Raw genomic sequence first — 21,175 nt, forward strand, 5'->3', positions numbered from 1 at the left:
GGTGCGCAAGGATGCGGCCGTGGCCGATGACCGTCCGCACAGGGCCCGGCATCGCAGTGGGCCGCCCCCGTCACCCTCCGCCGTCCCCGACGAGGAGCTGATGCGGGCGCTCTACCGCGAACATGCCGGACCGCTGCTCGCGTACGTACTCCGCCTCGTCGCCGGCGACCGCCAGCGCGCCGAGGACGTGGTGCAGGAAACGCTCATCCGTGCCTGGAAGAACGCCGGTTCGCTCAACAGGGCCACCGGTTCCGTCCGGCCCTGGCTGGTGACGGTCGCCCGGCGCATCGTCATCGATGGCCACCGCAGCCGGCAGGCCCGGCCGCACGAGGTCGACCCGTCACCACTGGAGGTCATTCCCGCGGAGGACGAGATCGACAAGGCGCTGTGGCTGATGACGCTCTCCGACGCGCTCGACGATTTGACCCCGGCCCACCGGGAAGCATTGGTCGAGACCTACTTCAAGGGCCGCACGGTCAACGAGGCGGCCGAGGTGCTCGGCATCCCCAGTGGCACGGTGCGGTCCCGGGTCTTCTACGCACTGCGCTCGATGAAGCTCGCACTCGAAGAGAGGGGGATCACGGCATGAGCGACCAGGAATGGGAGCCCTTCGGGCCCCGGCCGGCCGGTCCCTCCGGCCCCACAGGGCCCCTCGCGGACCCTTCCGGCCCCTCCCGGCCCGCCGGGCCCTTCGCCCCCGCCGGCGGCCCCGTGGACGAGGCAGGACACGACGCGGCGGGCGCCTACGTCCTCGGCATCCTCGACGACGCCGAGTCCGCCGCCTTCGAGGCGCATCTGGCCCGTTGCGCCCGCTGTGCCGCCCACCTCGACGAGTTCGCCGGCCTGGAGCCCATGCTCGCGCTGCTCGCGGAGTCCCCGGCCCCCGTGCCCGGCGCGCGCCCGGTCCCGCACGTCCCCACCCCGCCCGCGCCCCGGGTCCTCGACACCCTGGTCGACGAGGTCGCCGTCCGGCGCGCCCGGCGCACGCGGCGCGGAAGGTACCTGGTGGCTGCGGCAGCGGCGCTGATCATCGGCGGCCCGGTGGTCGCGGTGACGGCCACCGGCGGCGGCACCAGCAGCGTGGAGGCGGCCGACCCGCACCCCACCAGCCCCGCCGAGGACGCCTTCTTCCACCACATGAAGGAGAAGGCACAGGCCACCGACCCCGTCACCGCGGTCGACGCCACGGTCGGCATGGAGCCGAAGGCCTGGGGCACCCACACCGTGCTGGAGCTGAAGAACGTGAAGGGCCCGCAGAAGTGCCGGCTGGTCGCCGTCTCGAAGACCGGCGAGGAGGAGGTCGTCACCTCCTGGTCCGTACCGAAGTGGGGATACGGCATCACGGACTCCAGCCACCCCACCGCCAGATATCCGCTCTACGTGCACGGCGGGGCGGCCATGGACCGGGCCGACATCGACCACTTCGACGTCCGTACGTTCGACGGCGAACGGCTGGTGAGCGTCGGCGTCTGACAGGTCCACGGGGCCACCGACACGCAATCGATATCCCGGCGCGCGAGATCGATGCCTTCGGCAGGTGCGCGACGGCCCCCCTTCGCATAGGGTTGACGGCTGCCCAATGCACGTCAGAAGGGGGCCTCGGTGGCCGCGCAGGATGCCGCTGTCGATTCGTTGCGGGACCGGGAAATCGGTGTCGAGCAGGAACATCTCGACCGTGTTTACCACCGCCTCGAGGAGAAGATCCACGAGGCGGAATTTCTCATGAATGACGCCGTCAAGCGCGGCCAGGTGGGTACACCGGGAGCGCTCGCCGAACGTGACGCCCAGGTGTTCCGTGCCGGAATCCATCTCAACCGGCTGAACAGCGAGTTCGAGGACTTCCTCTTCGGAAGGATCGACCTGCTGCTCGGCAAGGACGGCGAGCGCGGCCCGGACGGCGCGTTCACCTCCGTCGAACCGGCCGACGACGCCGTACGGGAGGACAGCACCGCCGACATCGCCGAGACGCTGCACATCGGCCGGATCGGGGTCCTCGACTCCGACTACGCGCCGCTGGTCATCGACTGGCGCGCCCCGGCGGCCGCACCGTTCTACCGCTCGACGCCGAAGGAACCGGGCCGGGTCGTACGCCGCCGGGTGATCCGCTCCAAGGGCCGCCGGGTCCTCGGGGTCGAGGACGACCTGATGCGGCCCGAGCTGACCGCGTACCTGGGCGGCGACACGCTGCCCGTCATCGGGGACGGCGCGCTGATGGCGGCGCTCGGGCAGGCCCGCAGCCACACCATGCGGGACATCGTCTCCTCCATCCAGGCCGAGCAGGACCTGGTGATCAGGGCGCCCGCCGCCTCGGTCACCGAGGTCTCCGGAGGCCCCGGTACCGGCAAGACCGCGGTCGCCCTGCACCGGGCCGCGTACCTGCTCTACCAGGACCGGCGGCGCTACGCGGGCGGCATCCTCGTCGTCTCGCCGACGCCGCTGCTCGTCGCGTACACCGAGGGCGTGCTGCCCTCGCTCGGCGAGGAGGGCCAGGTCGCGATCCGCGCGGTCGGCTCGCTCTCCGACGAGGCGGCCGGCACCGAGGGCGCCACCACCTACGACGAACCGGCCGTGGCGCGCATCAAGGGCTCCTCCCGGATGCTCCACGTGCTGCGCAAGGCGGCCCGCGGGGCACTGGAACAGCCCGTGTCACGCCCTGCCCCGTCGCAGGACGGCCAGCTGACCTTCGGCGAGGCGGAGGAGGCTCCCCAGGAGGCCGCCACCCCCACCCGGCTCAGGGTGGTCGCCTTCGGCGCCCGGGTCGAACTGCACGAGGACGAGCTCCGGCGGATCCGCAACAACGTGCTCAGCGGCACCGCGCCGGTCAACCTGCTGCGCCCGCGCGCCCGCAAGCTGCTGCTCGACGCGCTGTGGAACAGGTCGTCGGGCCGGGGCCGCTACACCGATCAGGAACTGGCGGCCGAACTGCGTTCGTCGTTCGACGAGGACGTCTCCACCGAGACGCCGTTCATCGAGTTCCTGAACGCCTGGTGGCCCGAGCTCACCCCGCGCGGGGTGCTCGCGTCCATGGCCGACGAGAAGAGGCTCGCCCGGTGGGCGCGCCGCACCCTCAACCAGGGCGAGGTGCGCCGGCTCGCGCGCTCCCTGAAGCGGCTGGACGCGGAGGGCCGCGGTCCGCTCTCGGTCCACGACGTGGCGATCCTCGACGAGTTGCAGACGCTGCTCGGGGCGCCGCACCGGCCCAAGCGCAAGCGCGAGTTCGATCCGCTGGACCAGCTCACCGGTCTCGAGGAGCTGATGCCGCAGCGCGAGGAGACCCAGTGGGAGCGGGCCGAGCGGCTCGCGGCGGAGCGCACGGAGTACGCGCACGTCATCGTCGACGAGGCGCAGGACCTCACGCCGATGCAGTGGCGGATGGTCGGCCGCCGCGGCCGGCACGCCACCTGGACGATCGTCGGCGACCCGGCGCAGTCCTCCTGGTCCGATCCGGACGAGGCGGCGGCGGCCCGTGACGAGGCGCTGGGCAGCCGCCCGCGCCGGAACTTCACGCTGACCGTCAACTACCGCAACCCGGCGGAGATCGCCGAGCTCGCCGCCAAGGTCCTGGCGCTCGCCATGCCGGGCATGGAGTCCCCGGCGGCGGTCCGCTCCACGGGCGTGAAGCCGCGCTTCGAGACCGTACGGGACGGCGATCTTGCCGGGACCGTGCGCGAGGAGGCGCGGCGGCTGCTCGGCGAGGTGGACGGCACGGTGGGTGTCGTCGTCGCGATGAACCGGCGGGCGCAGGCCCGTGGCTGGCTCGCGGAGCTGGGCGAGCGCGTCGTGGCGCTCGGCAGCCTGGAGGCGAAGGGCCTGGAGTACGACGCCACGGTGGTCGTCTCGCCAGCGGAGATCGCGGACGAGTCCCCGGCGGGGCTGCGGGTGCTGTACGTGGCGCTGACACGGGCGACCCAGCAGCTCACGGTCGTCTCGGGGGAGCGGGACCTGCCGGACGAGGACGGGGTGCCGGACCTGCTCAGGGACTGACGGACCCGGCGCGGGAGCCTTTTTTCGGTCAACCCGCGCTGGGGGAATCACTTCTCCGGGGTCTTTGTTAGCCTGGAGTCGGCACCGGCTCGATCCAAGCCCCCGGGCCCAACCTTCGTCGCTACGAGCGACCACTTGCCGCGAGGCGAGCATGGCGGGTCGGTGCCGCTCAACTGAAGAAGACAGACCCGCGCCACCCTCCGGTGGCGCGGGTCTGTTTCTGTTTACGGCCCGGATTCAGGTCCGACGGGGGTTCCGTTGACCCCCTCATATCTCGTATGGTGGAAAACACTTTCCGAAGTGCGGCAGTCATTACCGGCTACCCGTCGGTAGGTGCGAATATCGGAAGGCGTGTCCGGAGAGAGGTGGTTCCGGCCACGCATAGCAATGAAGCTAAGGAAAGCGAAGGACTCGGCCATGGCAACGGCGCCCAGCGTCTCGTACTCGATGACGGTCAGGCTGGAGGTGCCCGCGAGCGGCACAGCGGTCTCCCAGCTCACCACGGCCGTGGAGTCCTCCGGCGGTTCGGTCACCGGCCTCGACGTGACCGCTTCCGGCCACGACAAGCTGCGGATCGACGTCACGATCGCCGCTTCCTCCACGTCGCACGCGGACGAGATCGTCGAAGGTCTGCGGGACATCGAGGGCGTCATCCTCGGCAAGGTCTCCGACCGTACGTTCCTGATGCACCTCGGCGGCAAGATCGAGATGGCCTCGAAGCATCCCATCCGCAACCGTGACGACCTCTCGATGATCTACACCCCCGGTGTGGCCCGGGTCTGCATGGCGATCGCCGAGAACCCCGAGGACGCCCGGCGCCTCACCATCAAGCGCAACTCCGTCGCAGTCGTGACGGACGGCTCCGCGGTGCTCGGTCTCGGCAACATCGGCCCGATGGCCGCCCTCCCCGTCATGGAGGGCAAGGCGGCCCTCTTCAAGCGCTTCGCCGGCATCGACGCCTGGCCGATCTGCCTGGACACCCAGGACACCGATGCCATCGTCGAGATCGTCAAGGCGATCGCCCCCGGCTTCGCGGGCATCAACCTGGAGGACATCTCCGCCCCGCGCTGCTTCGAGATCGAGGCCCGGCTGCGGGAGGCGCTCGACATCCCCGTCTTCCACGACGACCAGCACGGCACCGCCATCGTCGTCCTGGCCTCCCTGACCAACGCCCTGCGCGTGGTGGGCAAGGCGATCGGGGACGTACGGGTCGTCATGTCCGGTGCCGGAGCGGCCGGTACGGCCATTCTGAAGCTGCTCATCGCCGCGGGCGTCAAGCACGCCGTCGTCGCCGACATCCACGGTGTGGTGCACGCCGGCCGCGAGGACCTGGTCTCCGCCCACGCCGACTCGCCGCTGCGCTGGATCGCCGACAACACCAACCCGGAGTCCGTCACCGGCACCCTCAAGCAGGCCGTCGTGGGCGCCGACGTCTTCATCGGGGTCTCCGCCCCGAACGTCCTGGACGGCGACGACGTCGCGGCCATGGCCGAGGGTGCGATCGTGTTCGCGCTTGCGAACCCGGACCCCGAGGTCGACCCGGCGATCGCGCGCCGGACGGCGGCCGTCGTGGCCACCGGCCGCTCCGACTTCCCCAACCAGATCAACAACGTCCTGGTCTTCCCGGGCGTCTTCCGCGGCCTGCTGGACGCTCAGTCCCGCACCGTCAACACGGAGATGATGCTCGCCGCCGCGCGCGCCCTCGCCGATGTCGTCGCCGAGGACGAGGTGAACGCGAACTACATCATCCCGTCGGTCTTCAACGACAAGGTCGCCGGAGCGGTCGCGGGAGCGGTCCGGGACGCCGCGAAGGCCGCCGGCTCGGCTGTGACGGGCCCCACGTCCGTCTGATGTCCGGCGCGTCGCGGGTCGCGGCGCCCCAAACGCCCCTTTAGGGTGGGCGGGCGACGCGTCCCGCGGAGCCCCGCATCAGGTGCGGACCGCTTTTGGGGAGTCGACGGAACGTCACCACGACGAGGCAGTGGTGCTTTTCGTGTGACTCCGGAGGGTGCCGGATTGGCTTTCCCGCCGCAGGTGGGGGCAGGATGCTTTCCCAAGGACTTCGTCCGGGGGAGACCCCACGGGGCGCGAACGTCTAAAAACGGACCCGGGTCCGGGGACTGTCCGAGGGCCCTGGCAGCATCGGCTTCGATCTCACGCCTCACAGGCAAGAAGAACACGGGAGTAACAACATGAACCGCAGTGAGCTGGTGGCCGCCCTGGCCGACCGCGCCGAGGTGACTCGCAAGGACGCCGACGCCGTGCTGGCCGCGCTCGCCGAGACCGTCGGTGAGATCGTCGCCAAGGGCGACGAGAAGGTCACCATCCCCGGTTTCCTGACCTTCGAGCGCACCCACCGTGCCGCTCGCACCGCTCGTAACCCGCAGACCGGCGACCCGATCAACATCCCGGCCGGCTACAGCGTGAAGGTCTCCGCGGGCTCGAAGCTCAAGGAAGCCGCCAAGGGTAAGTAACACCCCTGAGCACGCCGAAGGGCGGTCACCCCGACCAGGGTGGCCGCCCTTCGGCGTACGGGCCTCAGAACGCCGTTACGGGGCCCGCAGGGGTTTCCCGGGGGGCCGTCGGCCCCCCGGGAAACCCCTCACGTCAGACCAGCGAGCCGCCCGGCAGCTCCACCTTCGCGCCGAGCTTCTCCAGCTTGTCCATGAAGTTCTCGTAGCCGCGGTTGATCAGGTCGATCCCGTGCACCCGGGACGTCCCCTGGGCCGCCAGGGCGGCGATCAGGTACGAGAAACCGCCGCGCAGGTCCGGGATGACCAGATCCGCGCCCTGCAGCTTCGTCGGCCCGGACACGACCGCGGAGTGCAGGAAGTTGCGCTGGCCGAAGCGGCAGTCGGAGCCGCCCAGGCACTCGCGGTAGAGCTGGATGTGCGCGCCCATCTGGTTCAGCGCCGAGGTGAAGCCGAGCCGGGACTCGTACACCGTCTCGTGGACGATCGACAGGCCCGCGGCCTGCGTCAGCGCCACGACCAGCGGCTGCTGCCAGTCGGTCTGGAAGCCGGGGTGCACGTCCGTCTCCAGCGCGATGGCGTTCAGCGCGCCGCCCGGGTGCCAGAAGCGGATGCCCTCGTCGTCGATCTCGAAGGCCCCGCCGACCCGGCGGAAGGTGTTCAGGAACGTCATCATCGAGCGCTGCTGGGCGCCGCGGACGTAGATGTTGCCCTCGGTCGCCAGCGCGGCGGACGCCCAGGAGGCGGCCTCCAGACGGTCCGGGAGCGCACGGTGCGTGTAGCCGTCGAGGCGGTCGACACCGGTGATCCGGATGGTCCGGTCGGTGTCCATGGAGATGATCGCGCCCATCTTCTGCAGTACGCAGATGAGGTCCTCGATCTCCGGCTCCACGGCCGCGTTGGACAGCTCGGTGACGCCCTCGGCGAGCACCGCGGTCAGCAGCACCTGCTCGGTGGAGCCGACCGACGGGTACGGCAGCCGGATCTTGGTGCCGCGCAGCCGCTGCGGGGCCTCCAGGTACTGGCCGTCCGCCCGCTTCTCGATCGTCGCGCCGAACTGGCGCAGCACGTCGAAGTGGAAGTCGATCGGCCGGCCGCCGATGTCGCAGCCGCCGAGCCCCGGGATGAACGCGTGGCCCAGCCGGTGCAGCAGCGGGCCGCAGAAGAGGATCGGAATGCGCGACGAGCCCGCGTGGGCGTCGATGTCGGCGACGTTCGCACTCTCGACATGAGTGGGGTCGAGGATCAGCTCGCCCGGTTCGTCACCCGGACGGACCGTCACACCGTGCAGCTGCAGCAGCCCGCGCACCACCCGCACATCGCGGATGTCGGGCACGTTGCGCAGCCGGCTGGGCCCGCTGCCGAGCAGCGCGGCGACCATTGCCTTCGGCACCAGGTTCTTGGCGCCTCGGACGCGGATCTCGCCCTCCAGCGGGGTTCCGCCGTGGACAAGCAGGACATCGTCTGTGCCGGTCATGAATCTCGCGTTCCGGAGTGGTCGGGCAGGGGGCCAATCGAAAGGGTAATGGCCAGGCACCCCCCTTCCGTAAGAGAACGGGCGGTGTACGAACGTCATGAATCCGCCACAACACGCTGTGCTCCCCCGATCTTGCGGAGGGTTACCGTCCGGATCGCCTCTCCCGCCGTGCGCTCCTCGTGCATCCGTGCGCCCTGAGCTGCGCTCGGGCACCCAGGGCGACGACCGGGTCACTTGGCCCCCGCGAACGACGAAGATGCGGGATCATTTCTGCCATGACCGAGGTGTCCTCGCTCACAGGGCGGCTGCTCGTGGCCACACCCGCCCTGGCGGACCCGAATTTCGACCGCGCGGTGGTGCTGCTCCTCGACCACGACGAGGAGGGCTCGCTCGGCGTGGTCCTGAACCGCCCGACCCCGGTCGGCGTCGGTGACATCCTCGCGTCCTGGGCGGAGCTGACCGGAGAACCCGATGTCGTCTTCCAGGGCGGCCCCGTCTCGCTGGACTCGGCGCTCGGTGTGGCGGTGATCCCGGGCGACGAGGGCCCTCTGGGCTGGCGCCGGGTGTACGGGGCGATCGGCCTGGTGGACCTGGAGACGCCTCCGGAGCTGCTGGCCGCGGCCCTCGGCTCGCTGCGGATCTTCGCCGGTTACGCGGGCTGGGGCCCCGGCCAGCTGGAGGCGGAGCTGTCCGAGGGTGCCTGGTACGTCGTCGAGTCGGAACCCGGCGACGTCTCCTCACCCCGTCCGGAAAGTCTCTGGCGGGCGGTCCTGCGCCGTCAGCGCAGCGAACTGGCCATGATCGCCACGTATCCGGACGACCCTTCGCTGAACTGATGCCCGGGCTTTCAGTACGCTTGGCGGTTATGAGCACTCTTGAGCCCGAGCGCGGGTCAGGCACCGGAACCCTCGTGGAGCCGACACCACAGGTGTCGAACGGCGACGGCGACCACGAGCGCTACGCCCATTACGTTCAGAAGGACAAGATCATGGCGAGTGCCCTGGAGGGCACCCCCGTGGTCGCACTGTGCGGCAAGGTCTGGGTACCGGGGCGCGACCCCAAGAAGTACCCGGTCTGCCCCATGTGCAAGGAGATCTACGAGTCCATGGGCGCCGGCGGCGACAAGGACAAGGGCAAGGGCGGCAAGGACAAGAAGTAGTCCCGGCGCCACCACGAACAGCCCGGAGGAGCCCCCGGGGCACGCAGTCGCGTGCCCCGGGGGCTCTTCTTCGTGTGAGGCCGCGGCTCCTCCTCGTACGGGACCGCCGGCGTTGCACGGGCTGCGTCCACGGGTCACAGAGTGGTGGAGACCACTTGTCGGCGCCCTGGTCCGGACCTACTCTCCTGCCAGTTGTGCAGAACGAAACGTGCGTTGCGCATGGTGCAACGCCTACCGGTAGGGGTTCCCGGATGAAGCTTTCTGCCCGCATTGCCGCCCCGGCCGCGGCCCTCGTGCTGGCCGGCCTGACCGCCACCGCCTGCGGCGCGCCGCAGACCTCGGACACCGGCGCCAAGAAGGACGAGAGGACCGGCACGCTGCGCGTCTGGCTGTTCCAGGAGGTCGGCAACAAGCCCAAGGAGAAGGTCGTCGACGCCGCCGTCGCCGCCTTCGGGAAGACACACAAGGACGCGAAGGTCGAGATCGAGTACATCCCGGTCGAGACCCGCGCCCAGCGCGTCAAGGCCGCGTTCAACGACCCGAAGAGCGCCCCCGACCTCATCGAGTACGGCAACACGGACACCGCCGGCTACGTCAAGGACGGCGGACTGGCCGATGTGAGCGCGGAGTTCGCCGCCTGGGACGACGCCGCGGACACCGACCCGACGGCCAAGGAGTCCGTGACGGTCGACGGCAAGGTCTACGGAGCCCCGCTCTTCGTCGGCGTACGGGCGCTGTACTACCGCACCGACGTCTTCGCGGAGCTGGGGATCAAGGCCCCCAAGTCCCAGGCCGAGCTGATATCCACGGCGAAGAAGATCCACCGGAAGAAGCCGGACCTGTACGGGCTCGCCGTCGGCGGCGCCTACACCTACGGCGCGATGCCGTTCATCTGGGCCAACGGCGGCGAACTGGCCGACGGGAGCGGGTCGGCGTACAAGGCGGCCATCAACAGCGACAAGGCCCGCAAGGGCATCGAGGCCTACACCTCGCTCTTCGGCGAAACCAACTGCCCGGCCGCCAAGTGCGCCGCGATGGGCGGCAACGCGACCGTCACCGCCTTCGCCGCCGGCAAGGCCGCCATGGCCGTCGGCGGCGACTTCAGCCACACCGCCGTCGAGGCCGGCACGGTCAAGGGCAAGTACGCCGTCGTCCCGCTGCCGGGCTTGGCCGAGGGCTCCGTCGCCCCGGCGTTCGCGGGCGGGAACAACATCGGTGTGCTGAAGAGCACCGGGCACCGCACCCTGGCCGTCGACCTGATGAAGGCGCTCACCGGCAAGGAGACCCAGGCCAAGATGTTCGACGCGATGGGCTTCCTGCCGACGTACACGGACGTGCGGGCCGACGCGGCGAAGCGGGAGCCGTTCGTCGAACCGTTCGTCACCACGCTGGGCGCGGGCACCAAGTTCGTCCCCGCCTCCCCGGCCTGGGGGCAGATCGACTCCTCGTTGATCCTGCCGACGATGTTCCAGGAGATCGTCAGCGGTCGTAAGGACGTGGCGAAGGCCTCGGACGACGCGGCGAAGAAGATGGACGCGGCGTTCGCCGACGCGGGCTGACGATGACGGCGAACAGCACGGCGTACGAAGCGCCCACCGCACCCGGCACGGACGGTCCCCCTCTCCGCCCGCCCCGGCGCCGCCGCCCGGCCTCACCCGCCGGGCGGCCGGGCTGGGCCCCCTGGCTCTATCTGCTGCCCGCACTCGTCCTGCTCGGCGGGCTGCTGGTCTACCCGATCTACCAACTGGGCCTGATCTCCTTCCTGGAGTACACCCAGGCCCAGGTCAGCGGTGGCGAACCCGCCACCTTCCAGGGCTTCGGCAACTACGCCGCGCTGTTCCGGGACAGCCAGTTCTGGCAGGTGCTCCTGGCCACCGTCGTCTTCGCCGCGGCCTGCGTGCTGGCCACCCTGTTCACCGGATGCGCGCTGGCCGTCCTGCTGACCCGGGTGCGGGCCGTGCCCAGGCTCGCGCTGATGATGGCCGCGCTCGGCGCCTGGGCGACCCCCGCGATCACCGGATCGACCGTCTGGGTCTTCCTCTTCGACGCCGACTTCGGACCGGTCAACCGGGTGCTCGGGCTCGGCGACTTCTCCTGGACGTACGGGCGCTACAGCGCCTTCGCGCTGGTGCTCCTCGAAGTCCTGTGGTGCTCGTTCCCGTTCGTGATGGTGACCGTGTACGCGGGCATCAGGGCGATCCCCACCGAGGTGCTGGAGGCGGCCGCGCTGGACGGTGCCTCGCAGTGGCGGATCTGGCGGTCGGTCATGGCGCCGATGCTGCGGCCGATCCTGGTCGTCGTCACCATCCAGTCGGTCATCTGGGACTTCAAGGTCTTCACCCAGATCTACGTCATGACGGGCGGCGGCGGCATCGCCGGCCAGAACCTGGTGCTCAACGTGTACGCGTACCAGAAGGCGTTCGCGTCCTCGCAGTACAGCCTCGGCTCGGCGATCGGCGTCGTGATGCTGGTGATCCTGCTGGCCGTCACGCTCGTGTATCTGCGCCTGATGCGGCGCCAGGGGGAGGAACTGTGAGCCTGCCGTCCCTGTTGCGCGTCCGCCGGCCGGGCCGGCTCGCCGCCGAGGCCGCGGCCCTGCTGATCGCCGCCGCCGTCGCCTTCCCGCTGTACTGGATGGTGCTCTCCGCCCTCAAGCCGGCGGGCGAGATCCAGTCCGCGCATCCGCGGCCGTGGACCCTGTCACCGTCCCTGGACTCCTTCCGCCGGGTCTTCCAGCAGCAGGACTTCGGGCGTTACTTCCTCAACAGCCTGCTCGTCGCCGGGACGGTCGTCGTCGTCTCCGCGCTGGTCGCCTTCCTGGCGGCGACGGCGGTGACCCGGTTCAGATTCCGCTTCCGCACCACGCTGCTGATCATGTTCCTGGTCGCGCAGATGGTGCCGGTCGAGGCGCTGACGATCCCGTTGTTCTTCCTGATGCGGGACTTCGGCCAGCTGAACACGCTCGGCTCGCTGATCCTGCCCCACCTCGCCTTCTCGCTGCCGTTCGCGATCTGGATGCTGCGCGGCTTCGTCAAGGCCGTCCCCGAGGCCCTGGAGGAGGCCGCGTACCTCGACGGGGCGAGCCGTACCCGCTTCCTGTGGCAGATCCTCTTCCCGCTGGTCTTCCCCGGGCTCGTGGCGACCAGCGTCTTCTCGTTCATCTCCACCTGGAACGACTTCCTCTTCGCGAAGTCCTTCCTCATCAGCGACACCTCCCAGTCGACGCTCCCGATGGCGCTGCTGGTCTTCTTCAAACCCGATGAGAACGACTGGGGCGGGATCATGGCAGCCTCGACGGTGATGACCGTCCCCGTGCTGGTCTTCTTCGTACTCGTACAGCGACGCCTGGTCTCGGGACTGGGCGGAGCGGTTAAGGACTGACGTCATGAACATGGATCTGATCCCGGCCCCCGTGCGCGCCGGTGACCAGGGCCGGTGCGGATTCGTGCTGGATGCGTCCACCACCGTCACGGCGGCTCCCGGCACCGAATCCACCGAGCGCTGGCTGCGCACCACGCTCGGCGCGGCCTTCGGCCTGCCGCTCGCGCCGGGCGGCGAGGGGGCGGCGCGCGCCATCCGGTTGCGCGTCGACCCGTCGTTGGCGGCCGAGGGCTACCGGCTGACGACCACGCCCGACGAGAGCGTCGAGATCACGGGCGGCGGTCCCGCCGGGGTCTTCTGGGGTGCCCAGACGCTGCGTCAGCTGCTGGGTCCCGAGGCCTTCCGCCGGGCGCCCGCCGGCGGCGGCACGGCCGCGTTCGGGTTCACGGACGTCGAGGACCGGCCCCGCTTCGGCTGGCGCGGCCTGATGCTCGACGTGGCACGGCACTTCCTGCCGAAGGACGACGTCCTGCGCTACCTCGACCTCCTCGCCGCCCACAAGCTGAACGTCTTCCACTTCCACCTCACCGACGACCAGGGCTGGCGCGTCGAGATCAAGCGCTACCCGCGCCTGACCGAGGTGGGCGCGTGGCGTGCGCGTACGAAGTACGGCCACCGGGCGTCCGAGCTCTGGGACGAGACCCCGCACGGTGGTTACTACACCCAGGACGACATCCGCGAGATCGTGGCGTACGCCGCCGAGCGGCATATCCGGGTCGTCCCCGAGATCGACATCCCGGGCCACTCGCAGGCCGCCATCAGCGCCTATCCGGAGCTGGGCAACACCGACGTCGTCGACACCGCAGCCCTGACCGTATGGGACAACTGGGGCGTCAACCCGAACGTGCTCGCGCCCTCCGACCACACCCTGCGCTTCTTCGAGGGCGTCTTCGAGGAACTGCTGGAGCTCTTCCCGGCGGACATCTCGCCGTTCGTCCACGTCGGCGGCGACGAGTGCCCGAAGGACCAGTGGAGGCAGTCGCCGGCCGCCCAGGCCCGCATCAGGGAACTCGGGCTGGCCGACGAGGACGAGTTGCAGTCCTGGTTCATCCGGCACTTCGACGGCTGGCTCACCGCGCGCGGCCGGCGGCTCATCGGCTGGGACGAGATCCTGGAGGGCGGTCTCGCCGAAGGCGCGGCCGTCTCCTCGTGGCGCGGGTACGCGGGCGGTATCGCGGCCGCCGAGGCCGGGCACGACGTGGTGATGTGCCCGGAGCAGCAGGTGTACCTGGACCACCGTCAGCACGGCGGCCCCGACGAGCCGATGCCGATCGGGTACGTCCGCACGCTGGAGGACGTCTACCGCTTCGAACCCGTACCGCCGGCCCTCTCCGAGGAGGCGGCCCGGCACGTGCTCGGCACCCAGGCCAACGTGTGGACCGAGGTCATGCAGAACCGGGCCCGTGTCGACTACCAGGTCTTCCCCCGCCTCGCGGCCTTCGCCGAGGTCGCCTGGTCGGCCCTGCCCGCCCCCGCGGACCGGGACTTCGCGGACTTCGAGCGCCGTATGGCCACGCACTACGCGCGACTTGACGCGCTCGGTGTCGACTACCGGCCGCAGGAAGGCCCGTTGCCGTGGCAGCGGCGCCCCGGGATCCTCGGACGCCCGATCGAGGGAACACCCCCGAACGTGTGAGTCCGGACGCTGTCCGGTTGCCGCCATCACGGTCCCTGGGACCGTGATGGCGGCGCCGTTCGCGGCGGGAGATCTCCTCGGTGGAGCCGTCGCCCGCCGGAGCGGACAAGTCGTACAAGCGCGTGGAACAGTGGCAATTCAGGCTCTGGGTCGAAGAGGTACGAAAAGGGACCATTCCCTTGACGGGGGACGGATATGCCCTTCGTGGACCCTCGCGTCGGACCGGTCCGAAGATGTGCCAGAGTTGCCACGTCCGGGCTCTGAGCACGTACCGTACGGCGAAACAGGCCGGACGCCGGGACACCGGGAAGGGGCAGCTGGGTTGACCACGCACGCACCGCAGGCGACGCAGTCCGTCACGCTGCCTGCCTCGCTGGACGAGGCCGTGGCGGCACTCGGCGCCATGCCCGCCGCAGTCCCCGTCGCAGGCGGCACGGACCTGATGGCGGCCGTCAACAAGGGGCTCCTGCGCCCCTCCGCGCTGGTCGGCCTCGGCAGGATCAGCGAGCTCCGCGGCTGGCACTACCAGGACGGCCACGCCCTGCTGGGCGCCGGTCTCACCCACGCACGCATGGGACGGCCCGACTTCGCCGCCCTCATCCCCGCGCTCGCCGCGTCCGCGCGCGCGGCCGGCCCGCCGCAGATCCGCAACGCTGGAACGCTGGGCGGCAACATCGCGACCGCCGCGCCGACCGGCGACGCCCTGCCGGTGCTCGCCGCCCTGGAGGCCGAGCTCGTCATCGCCGGCCCCGGCGGCGCACGCCGTGAGATCCCGGTCTCGCACCTGCTGGCGGGCCGCGAGATGCTGGAGCCCGCCGAGCTGATCGGCTTCGTCCGCGTCCCGCTGCTGCACGCCCCGCAGGTCTTCCTCAAGGCGACCGGACGGACCGGCCCCGGCCGTGCCACCGCCTCCGTCGCGATCGTGCTCGACCCGGCCCGGCGGGGAGTGCGCTGCGCGGTCGGCGCCATCGCCCCGATGCCGCTGCGGCCGCTGGAGGCCGAGCGCTGGATCGCCTCACTGATCGACTGGGACGCCGAACGCGGCCTGGCCCCCGACGCGCTGGCCGCCTTCGGCGAGTACGTCGCCGCGGCCTGCATCCCGGACCAGGCACCACCTGCCGATGGGGGAGAGGCGCCACCGCTGCCCCCCGCCGTACTGCACCTGCGGCGCACCGTCGCCGCGCTGGCCCGACGAGCGCTGGGGAGGGCACTGTCATGAGCAACGAGGACCACGACGACCGGCGCGGGGGCTGGGAACCGACCCCGCAGGGCGGTGAGTACGACGCAGAGGCGACCGCCTTCGTCCATCTGCCGCCCGAGGACCTGGCGAACGTGCCGCTGGCCGCGCCCGGTCAGGGGTACGTACCGCCGATGATCCTGCCGCTGACCCCCGCGGCCGGCCTCGACCCGGCGGCCACCGGCAGCTGGGTCGTCCAGACACCGAACCAGCAGGACCAGCAGGACCAGCAGAACCAGCAGGGGCCGGACCCGCAGGACCAGCACGACCGGCACGGCCTGCCGGACGGTCAGGAGCCCGGTGCGGAGCCCGCGCCCGCCGCGGTGCACTGGCCGGACCCGAACCAGCAGCAGACGCCGTACGGATACCCGCAGCCCGGCCCGCAGGGGGCTCAGGAGTACCCGGACCAGGCGTACCCGGACCAGTACCCCGGGACCGCGGCCGCCACCGGCCAGTGGAACTTCACCGAGTCCGGCGGCCCCGCCGAGGCCGCCGGTCACACCGGACAGTGGACGATCCCGGTCGCCGACGGTGAGCTCCCGGAGGAGTCCGGCGAGTTCTCGGCCTCTGCGCTGGCCGCCGGCTGGTACGCGGACCGCACCCCGCCGGCCACGCTGCCGGGCGGTGCGTCCGCGCCGTGGGCGACGCAGGAGCCGCACCCCGGTGCCGGGGACACCCCGGCGCTGGGGACGGACCTCGGCCCGCCGCCGGAGCCCGCCGCCGAAGCGCCGGCCGACGACCCGGCGGACGAGACCGGCACGGACCCGGCCGCCGACGGCGCCGAGGCCGGTTCCCCGGACGCGCCGGACGCGGACGCGCCGGACGCGGCGGCCGGGCCCGAGGACGCGCGACAGGCGGCCGGCCCGGAGCAGCCCGGAGCGGCGGCCCCGGACGAGGCCCTGCCCGACGACGCGGCTCCGGACGACGCGGTCGTGGATGCCCCGCCCGCCCCCGCGCTCGACCTGCCCAGCGAGCACCCCGCCACCTCCTACGTGCTGCATGTGAACGGTGCCGACCGGCCCGTCACCGACGCCTGGATCGGCGAGTCGCTGCTCTACGTGCTGCGCGAGCGCCTCGGCCTCGCCGGTGCCAAGGACGGCTGCTCGCAGGGCGAGTGCGGTGCCTGCAACGTCCAGGTGGACGGCCGGCTCGTCGCCTCCTGCCTGGTCCCCGCGGCCACGGCCGCGGGCAGCGAGGTCCGTACGGTCGAGGGCCTGGCCGTCGACGGTGAGCCGTCCGACGTCCAGCGCGCCCTGGCCGAGTGCGGCGCCGTCCAGTGCGGCTTCTGCATCCCCGGCATGGCCATGACCGTCCACGACCTGCTGGAGGGCAACCACGCCCCCAGCGAGCTGGAAACCCGCCAGGCGCTCTGCGGCAACCTCTGCCGCTGCTCCGGCTACCGCGGCGTGCTCGACGCCGTGAACGAGGTCATCGCGGGCCGGGAGGCCGCCTCCGAGGCGGCCGCGGCGCCCGCGCGGGAATCCGCCGAGGCGGACGAGGCCCGCATCCCGCACCAGGCGGCGCCGGGCGCGGGTAGTGTGCAGGCCCATCTGCAGGACGGAGGCATGGCGTGAGCAACGACGCGGCCACCGCGGCGGGCGCCACCCACACGGCGATCAGCATCCCGTCACTGGACGGCCCGGGCGGCCCCGGAACCGAGCAGCCGCTGCTCGGCCTCGGCGCCTCCCTGCCGCCCGCCGACGCCCGCGCCAAGACCGAGGGCACGTTCCCGTACGCCGCCGACCTGTGGGCCGAGGGACTGCTCTGGGCGGCCGTGCTCCGCTCCCCGCACCCGCACGCCCGCATCCTGTCCATCGACACCTCGGCCGCCTCCGAGATGCCCGGTGTGCGCGCGGTCGTCACCCACGAGGACGTCCCCGGCGACGGCGCCTACGGCCGCCGCGTCGTCGACCGCCCCGTCTTCGCGTCCGACCTGGTCCGCCACCACGGCGAACCGATCGCCGCCGTCGCCGCCGACCACCCGGACACCGCCCGGCTGGCCGCCGCCGCGATCACCGTCGAGTACGAGGTGCTGGAACCGGTCACCGACCCGGAGAAGGCCTTCGCCGCCGAGCCGCTGCACCCCGACGGCAACCTGATCCGCCACATCCCGCTGCGCTACGGCGACCCCGAGATCACCGGCGAGGTCGTCGTCGAGGGCCTGTACCGCATCGGCCGGCAGGACCCCGCACCCATCGGCGCCGAGGCCGGACTCGCCGTGCCCCGCCCCGACGGCGGTGTGGAGATCTACACCGCCTCCACCGACCCACACACCGACCGGGACCTCGCCGCAGCCTGCTTCGGCCTGGAACCCGACCGGGTGAAGGTCGTCGTCACCGGAGTGCCCGGCGCCACCGGCGACCGCGAGGACCCCGGCTTCCAGCTCCCCCTCGGCCTCCTCGCCCTGCGCACCGGCTGCCCGGTCAAGCTGGCCGCCACCCGCGAGGAGTCCTTCCTCGGCCACGCCCACCGCCACCCCACGCTGCTCCGCTACCGCCACCACGCGGACGCCGAGGGCCGCCTGGTCAAGGTCGAGGCCCAGATCCTCCTGGACGCAGGCGCCTACGCGGACGCCTCGTCGGAGTCCCTGGCCGCCGCGGTCGCCTTCGCCTGCGGTCCGTACGTCGTGCCGCACGCCTTCATCGAGGGCTGGGCCGTCCGGACGAACAACCCGCCCTCCGGCCATGTCCGCGGCGAGGGCGCGATGCAGGTCTGTGCCGCGTACGAGGGCCAGATGGACAAGCTCGCGGCCAAGCTCGGCATCGAACCGGCCGAGCTGCGGATGCGCAACGTGCTGTCCACCGGCGACATCCTGCCCACCGGGCAGACGGTCACCTGCCCCGCCCCGGTCGCGGAGCTCCTGCGTTCCGTACGGGACTTCCCGCTGCCCTCGCTGCCCAAGGACTCCCCGGAGGACGACTGGCTGCTGCCCGGCGGCCCCGAGGGCGCGGGCGAACCCGGAGCCGTGCGGCGCGGGGTCGGATACGCGCTGGGCATGGTCCACATGCTCGGCGCCGAGGGCACCGACGAGGTCTCCACGGCCACCGTCCGGGTCCACGACGGCGTCGCCACCGTCATCTGCGCCGCCGTCGAGACCGGGCAGGGCTTCACCACGCTGGCCCGTCAGGTCGTACAGGAGACGCTCGGCATCGAAGAGGTGCACGTCGCGTCCGTCGACACCGACCAGCCCCCGGCCGGTCCGGCGACGCACGGCCGCCACACCTGGGTCTCCGCCGGGGCGGTCGAACGTGCGGCGAAGATGGTCCGCACCCAGCTGCTCCAGCCGCTGGCCCACAAGTTCGGCATGTCCACCGAGCTGCTCCAGATCGCCGACGGCAAGATCACCTCGTACGACGGCGTGCTCTCCACGACCGTCACGGAGGCGATGGACGGCAAGGAGCTCTGGGCCACCGCCCAGTGCCGTCCCCACCCCACCGAACCGCTCGACGAGTCCGGCCAGGGCGACGCCTTCGTCGGCCTCGCGTTCTGCGCGATCCGCGCGGTCGTGGACGTCGACATCGAGCTCGGTTCGGTCCGTGTCGTGGAGATGGCGGTCGCCCAGGACGTCGGCCGGGTCCTCAACCCGTCCCAGCTGGCGACCCGGATCGAGGCGGGCGTCACGCAGGGCATAGGGGCCGCTCTGACGGAGAACCTCCGCAGCGCCCGCGGTCTCGTCCGCCACCCCGACCTGACGGGCTACGCCCTGCCGACGGCCCTGGACGCTCCGGACATCCGCATCGTCAAGCTCGTCGAGGAGCGCGACGTGGTGGCCCCCTTCGGCGCCAAGCCCGCATCGGCGGTCCCGGTCGTGACCTCGCCGGCCGCGGTGGCCGCGGCGGTCCGCTCGGCCACCGGCCGCCCCGTCAACCGCCTCCCGATCAGACCGCAGGCGGCTGTGGCCGCCCCCAAGTCCTGATCCCGGCCCCGGCGCGGCAGTGACCCAGGGCATGGCCGCGCCGGGCCGGTCCGGGTCACTATGTGCGGATGCACCCCCTTGAAGCCGACCGGTCCGAAAGCGGCCCCACTCTGGCGCAGCTCCTCGCACTGATCGACGCCGGGACGCTCGATGTCGTCGTGGCACCGCACGGCACCGGTGTGCGCGTCTGCGACGTGGTGCTGCACGACCCGGGCGAGGAGCGGGACGAGGAGACGTGGGCGGCCACCGGCATGGTCCTGCTGGCCGTCGGCGTGGAGGTCGCCTCGCCCGAGGCCGCCGACGTGCTGCGCGCCGCGGACCGCGCCGGGGCCGCGGCCGTGGTGATGCGGCGCGGCACCCGGGGGCCCGGGACGGCTCTGCTGGAGACGGCGGAGCGGGGGCGTACGGCCTTGCTGGCCCGGCGGCCGGAACAGGGCTGGACCGAGGTGCTCGGCCGGTTGCGGACGGCACTGGTGCACAGCGTCCCCGACCGGTCCGCGGGCACGGCCGGGGTGGACGGTCTGCGGCTGGGAGACCTGTCGGGCCTGGCCAACACCGTGGCGGACCTCGTCGGCGGCGCGATCACGATCGAGGACCCGCAGTCCCGGGTGCTGGCGTACTCACGCATGGACCACGAGCCCGACCCGATGCGCAGGCTCACGATCCTGGGCCAGGAAGTGCCCCGCTGGCGGGTCGTCGAACTGCGGGAGAGCGGCTTCTTCCAGGCCCTGTGGAACACCGACGACGTGGTGCGGCTCCCCGCCGACGACCGCTACGCCGAGCGGCTGGCCGTCGCGGTGCGGCACGGATCCGAGGTCCTCGGCTCGATCTGGGCCGCCACGGACGGGCGGCCGCTGGCCGAGGACGCGGTCGCCGCGCTGCGGACGGCGGGCCGCGCCGCCGTCCCGCACCTGTCGCACCACCGGACCTGGGGCCGGGCCGCGGCCTGGGCGCGCGAGGGCGCGGTGCACGCACTCCTGGCGGGCAGCGCGCAGGCGGCGCACGACATCGGGATCGTACGGGGCCGGCCGTACGCCGTGATGGTGGCGGAGGCGTACGACGGCCCGGAGCCCGCGCCGGGCGACGTGGGGCAGCGGGTCCTCGACGTGCTCGCGTTGCAGGCCGCCGCCTACCGCCCCGGGTGTGTGACCGCGCGGTCGGGGCAGCGGCTCTACGCCCTGGTGCCCGCCGTGGACGGCGAGACGGATCCCGCGCGCACCCTGCTGGCGACGGCCCGCGGCGTGCCGCGCGGCGTGGTCTTCGCCGGTGCAGGACCCGTGGTGGCGGACCTGTCGGACCTGCCCGGCTCCCGTGACGCGGCGGAGCTGGTCGTACGGGTGCTGAGGGAGCGGGCCGCACGCCTGCCCGCAGGCGGGACCGGGTCGGCGGTGGCGTCGTACGCGGAGGTGGCGGCGGAGGCGGCGGTGCTGCGGCTGCTGGACCGGGTGGAGCCGCTGTGGGGGGCGATGGAGGGACCGGTGCACGCGATGACCGCGCACGACCGGGCGCACGGCTCGCGGTACGGCGAATCGGTCGCCGCGCACCTCGACGCCTTCGGCGACACGGCGGCCGCGGCACGGCGCCTCAACGTGCACCCCAACACGCTGCGGTACCGGCTGCGCCGGGCCAGGGACCTGTTCGGCGTCGACCTGGCCGATCCGGCCGTGCGGCTCCTGGCGGACGTGGGACTGCGCCTGGACAGGCGTACCGGCTGAGGCGGTTTCGGGGACAGCTCCCGCACCCATGATCGTTTGGTTGTCATACGCGACATGCCGACCGGTCAGGCATGGTCGTGCCCGACGAAGACATGCCGGGCTCCGCGCACCGAAGCTGGGCACAACGGCACGCGGCCGGACGGGCGCGGCGCACGAGCGACCCGTCACGGCATCACGCCATCACGCCATCACGTAGGAG

The 21,175-nt window shown here is 72.0% G+C and carries 16 protein-coding genes; 15 read left to right on the forward strand and 1 reads right to left on the reverse strand.

Going from position 1 to position 21,175, the window contains the following annotated elements; all coding sequences use genetic code 11:
- Position 1 precedes the first annotated feature (1 nt).
- The 5 genes from OG959_RS24340 to OG959_RS24360 all read left to right on the forward strand — a co-directional run bounded on the left by OG959_RS24340 (position 2) and on the right by OG959_RS24360 (position 6,458).
- A complete protein-coding gene (locus OG959_RS24340; RefSeq protein WP_266779397.1) occupies positions 2-589 on the forward strand; it encodes a sigma-70 family RNA polymerase sigma factor in 588 nt (195 codons plus the stop codon).
- Positions 586-1,473, forward strand: coding sequence for an anti-sigma factor family protein (locus OG959_RS24345; RefSeq protein WP_326661683.1), 888 nt, complete (start codon positions 586-588; stop codon positions 1,471-1,473). The genes OG959_RS24340 and OG959_RS24345 overlap by 4 nt, the downstream gene beginning before the upstream one ends.
- Positions 1,474-1,602: 129 nt before the next feature.
- Positions 1,603-3,984 carry a HelD family protein gene (locus OG959_RS24350; RefSeq protein WP_326661685.1) on the forward strand — a complete coding sequence of 794 codons (2,382 nt, stop codon included), beginning with the start codon at positions 1,603-1,605 and terminating at the stop codon, positions 3,982-3,984.
- 417 nt (positions 3,985-4,401) lie between these two features.
- Complete coding sequence (locus tag OG959_RS24355) at positions 4,402-5,835, forward strand: NAD-dependent malic enzyme (protein WP_326661686.1); 1,434 nt, start codon at positions 4,402-4,404, stop codon at positions 5,833-5,835.
- A 341-nt stretch (positions 5,836-6,176) separates the two neighbouring features.
- Positions 6,177-6,458 (forward strand): HU family DNA-binding protein, encoded by a 282-nt coding sequence (locus tag OG959_RS24360; protein ID WP_003968811.1) that lies wholly within the window; start codon positions 6,177-6,179, stop codon positions 6,456-6,458.
- Between the two features lie 133 nt (positions 6,459-6,591).
- Here OG959_RS24360 and murA read toward each other — a convergent pair whose 3' ends face one another.
- Positions 6,592-7,932 carry a UDP-N-acetylglucosamine 1-carboxyvinyltransferase gene (gene murA, locus OG959_RS24365; RefSeq protein WP_148018924.1) on the reverse strand — a complete coding sequence of 447 codons (1,341 nt, stop codon included), beginning with the start codon at positions 7,930-7,932 and terminating at the stop codon, positions 6,592-6,594.
- 275 nt (positions 7,933-8,207) lie between these two features.
- Here murA and OG959_RS24370 point away from each other — a divergent pair, with 275 nt between their 5' ends.
- The 10 genes from OG959_RS24370 to OG959_RS24415 all read left to right on the forward strand — a co-directional run bounded on the left by OG959_RS24370 (position 8,208) and on the right by OG959_RS24415 (position 20,976).
- Entirely contained in the window at positions 8,208-8,768 is a 561-nt protein-coding gene (locus OG959_RS24370; protein WP_148018923.1) for a YqgE/AlgH family protein, read from the forward strand.
- Between the two features lie 29 nt (positions 8,769-8,797).
- Positions 8,798-9,091 carry a DUF3039 domain-containing protein gene (locus tag OG959_RS24375; protein ID WP_148018922.1) on the forward strand — a complete coding sequence of 98 codons (294 nt, stop codon included), beginning with the start codon at positions 8,798-8,800 and terminating at the stop codon, positions 9,089-9,091.
- A 251-nt stretch (positions 9,092-9,342) separates the two neighbouring features.
- Positions 9,343-10,650 carry an extracellular solute-binding protein gene (locus OG959_RS24380; RefSeq protein ID WP_326661689.1) on the forward strand — a complete coding sequence of 436 codons (1,308 nt, stop codon included), beginning with the start codon at positions 9,343-9,345 and terminating at the stop codon, positions 10,648-10,650.
- A 2-nt stretch (positions 10,651-10,652) separates the two neighbouring features.
- The gene (locus tag OG959_RS24385) at positions 10,653-11,627 is read left to right on the forward strand and encodes a carbohydrate ABC transporter permease (protein ID WP_326661691.1); all 975 of its coding nucleotides are present in this window, start codon (positions 10,653-10,655) and stop codon (positions 11,625-11,627) included.
- Positions 11,624-12,472 (forward strand): carbohydrate ABC transporter permease, encoded by an 849-nt coding sequence (locus tag OG959_RS24390; protein WP_326661693.1) that lies wholly within the window; start codon positions 11,624-11,626, stop codon positions 12,470-12,472. Before OG959_RS24385 ends, OG959_RS24390 begins: the two co-directional genes overlap by 4 nt.
- A gap of 4 nt (positions 12,473-12,476) precedes the next feature.
- Positions 12,477-14,108 (forward strand): beta-N-acetylhexosaminidase, encoded by a 1,632-nt coding sequence (locus tag OG959_RS24395; RefSeq protein WP_326661695.1) that lies wholly within the window; start codon positions 12,477-12,479, stop codon positions 14,106-14,108.
- A gap of 322 nt (positions 14,109-14,430) precedes the next feature.
- Positions 14,431-15,327 carry an FAD binding domain-containing protein gene (locus OG959_RS24400; protein ID WP_326661697.1) on the forward strand — a complete coding sequence of 299 codons (897 nt, stop codon included), beginning with the start codon at positions 14,431-14,433 and terminating at the stop codon, positions 15,325-15,327.
- Positions 15,324-16,919: a 2Fe-2S iron-sulfur cluster-binding protein gene (locus OG959_RS24405; protein WP_326661699.1), complete on the forward strand. Its 1,596-nt coding sequence runs from the start codon at positions 15,324-15,326 to the stop codon at positions 16,917-16,919. The genes OG959_RS24400 and OG959_RS24405 overlap by 4 nt, the downstream gene beginning before the upstream one ends.
- Positions 16,916-19,261, forward strand: coding sequence for a xanthine dehydrogenase family protein molybdopterin-binding subunit (locus tag OG959_RS24410; RefSeq protein WP_326661701.1), 2,346 nt, complete (start codon positions 16,916-16,918; stop codon positions 19,259-19,261). Before OG959_RS24405 ends, OG959_RS24410 begins: the two co-directional genes overlap by 4 nt.
- A 68-nt stretch (positions 19,262-19,329) precedes the next feature.
- Positions 19,330-20,976, forward strand: coding sequence for a PucR family transcriptional regulator (locus OG959_RS24415; RefSeq protein ID WP_326661703.1), 1,647 nt, complete (start codon positions 19,330-19,332; stop codon positions 20,974-20,976).
- Positions 20,977-21,175: the final 199 nt, after the last annotated feature.

This window comes from Streptomyces sp. NBC_00385 (assembly GCF_035917155.1).
Taxonomy (GTDB): Bacteria; Actinomycetota; Actinomycetes; order Streptomycetales; family Streptomycetaceae; genus Streptomyces; species Streptomyces poriferorum.

What these genes read in the sequence shown, in the direction of transcription:
- OG959_RS24380 (WP_326661689.1), top strand. Translation starts at nt 9,343, where the DNA reads ATGAAGCTTTCTGCCCGCATTGCCGCCCCGGCCGCGGCCCTCGTGCTG.
- OG959_RS24360 (WP_003968811.1), top strand. Translation starts at nt 6,177, where the DNA reads ATGAACCGCAGTGAGCTGGTGGCCGCCCTGGCCGACCGCGCCGAGGTG.
- OG959_RS24395 (WP_326661695.1), top strand. Translation starts at nt 12,477, where the DNA reads ATGAACATGGATCTGATCCCGGCCCCCGTGCGCGCCGGTGACCAGGGC.
- OG959_RS24370 (WP_148018923.1), top strand. Translation starts at nt 8,208, where the DNA reads ATGACCGAGGTGTCCTCGCTCACAGGGCGGCTGCTCGTGGCCACACCC.
- OG959_RS24415 (WP_326661703.1), top strand. Translation starts at nt 19,330, where the DNA reads ATGCACCCCCTTGAAGCCGACCGGTCCGAAAGCGGCCCCACTCTGGCG.
- OG959_RS24345 (WP_326661683.1), top strand. Translation starts at nt 586, where the DNA reads ATGAGCGACCAGGAATGGGAGCCCTTCGGGCCCCGGCCGGCCGGTCCC.
- OG959_RS24355 (WP_326661686.1), top strand. Translation starts at nt 4,402, where the DNA reads ATGGCAACGGCGCCCAGCGTCTCGTACTCGATGACGGTCAGGCTGGAG.
- OG959_RS24405 (WP_326661699.1), top strand. Translation starts at nt 15,324, where the DNA reads ATGAGCAACGAGGACCACGACGACCGGCGCGGGGGCTGGGAACCGACC.
- murA (WP_148018924.1), bottom strand. Translation starts at nt 7,932, where the DNA reads ATGACCGGCACAGACGATGTCCTGCTTGTCCACGGCGGAACCCCGCTG.
- OG959_RS24375 (WP_148018922.1), top strand. Translation starts at nt 8,798, where the DNA reads ATGAGCACTCTTGAGCCCGAGCGCGGGTCAGGCACCGGAACCCTCGTG.
- OG959_RS24385 (WP_326661691.1), top strand. Translation starts at nt 10,653, where the DNA reads ATGACGGCGAACAGCACGGCGTACGAAGCGCCCACCGCACCCGGCACG.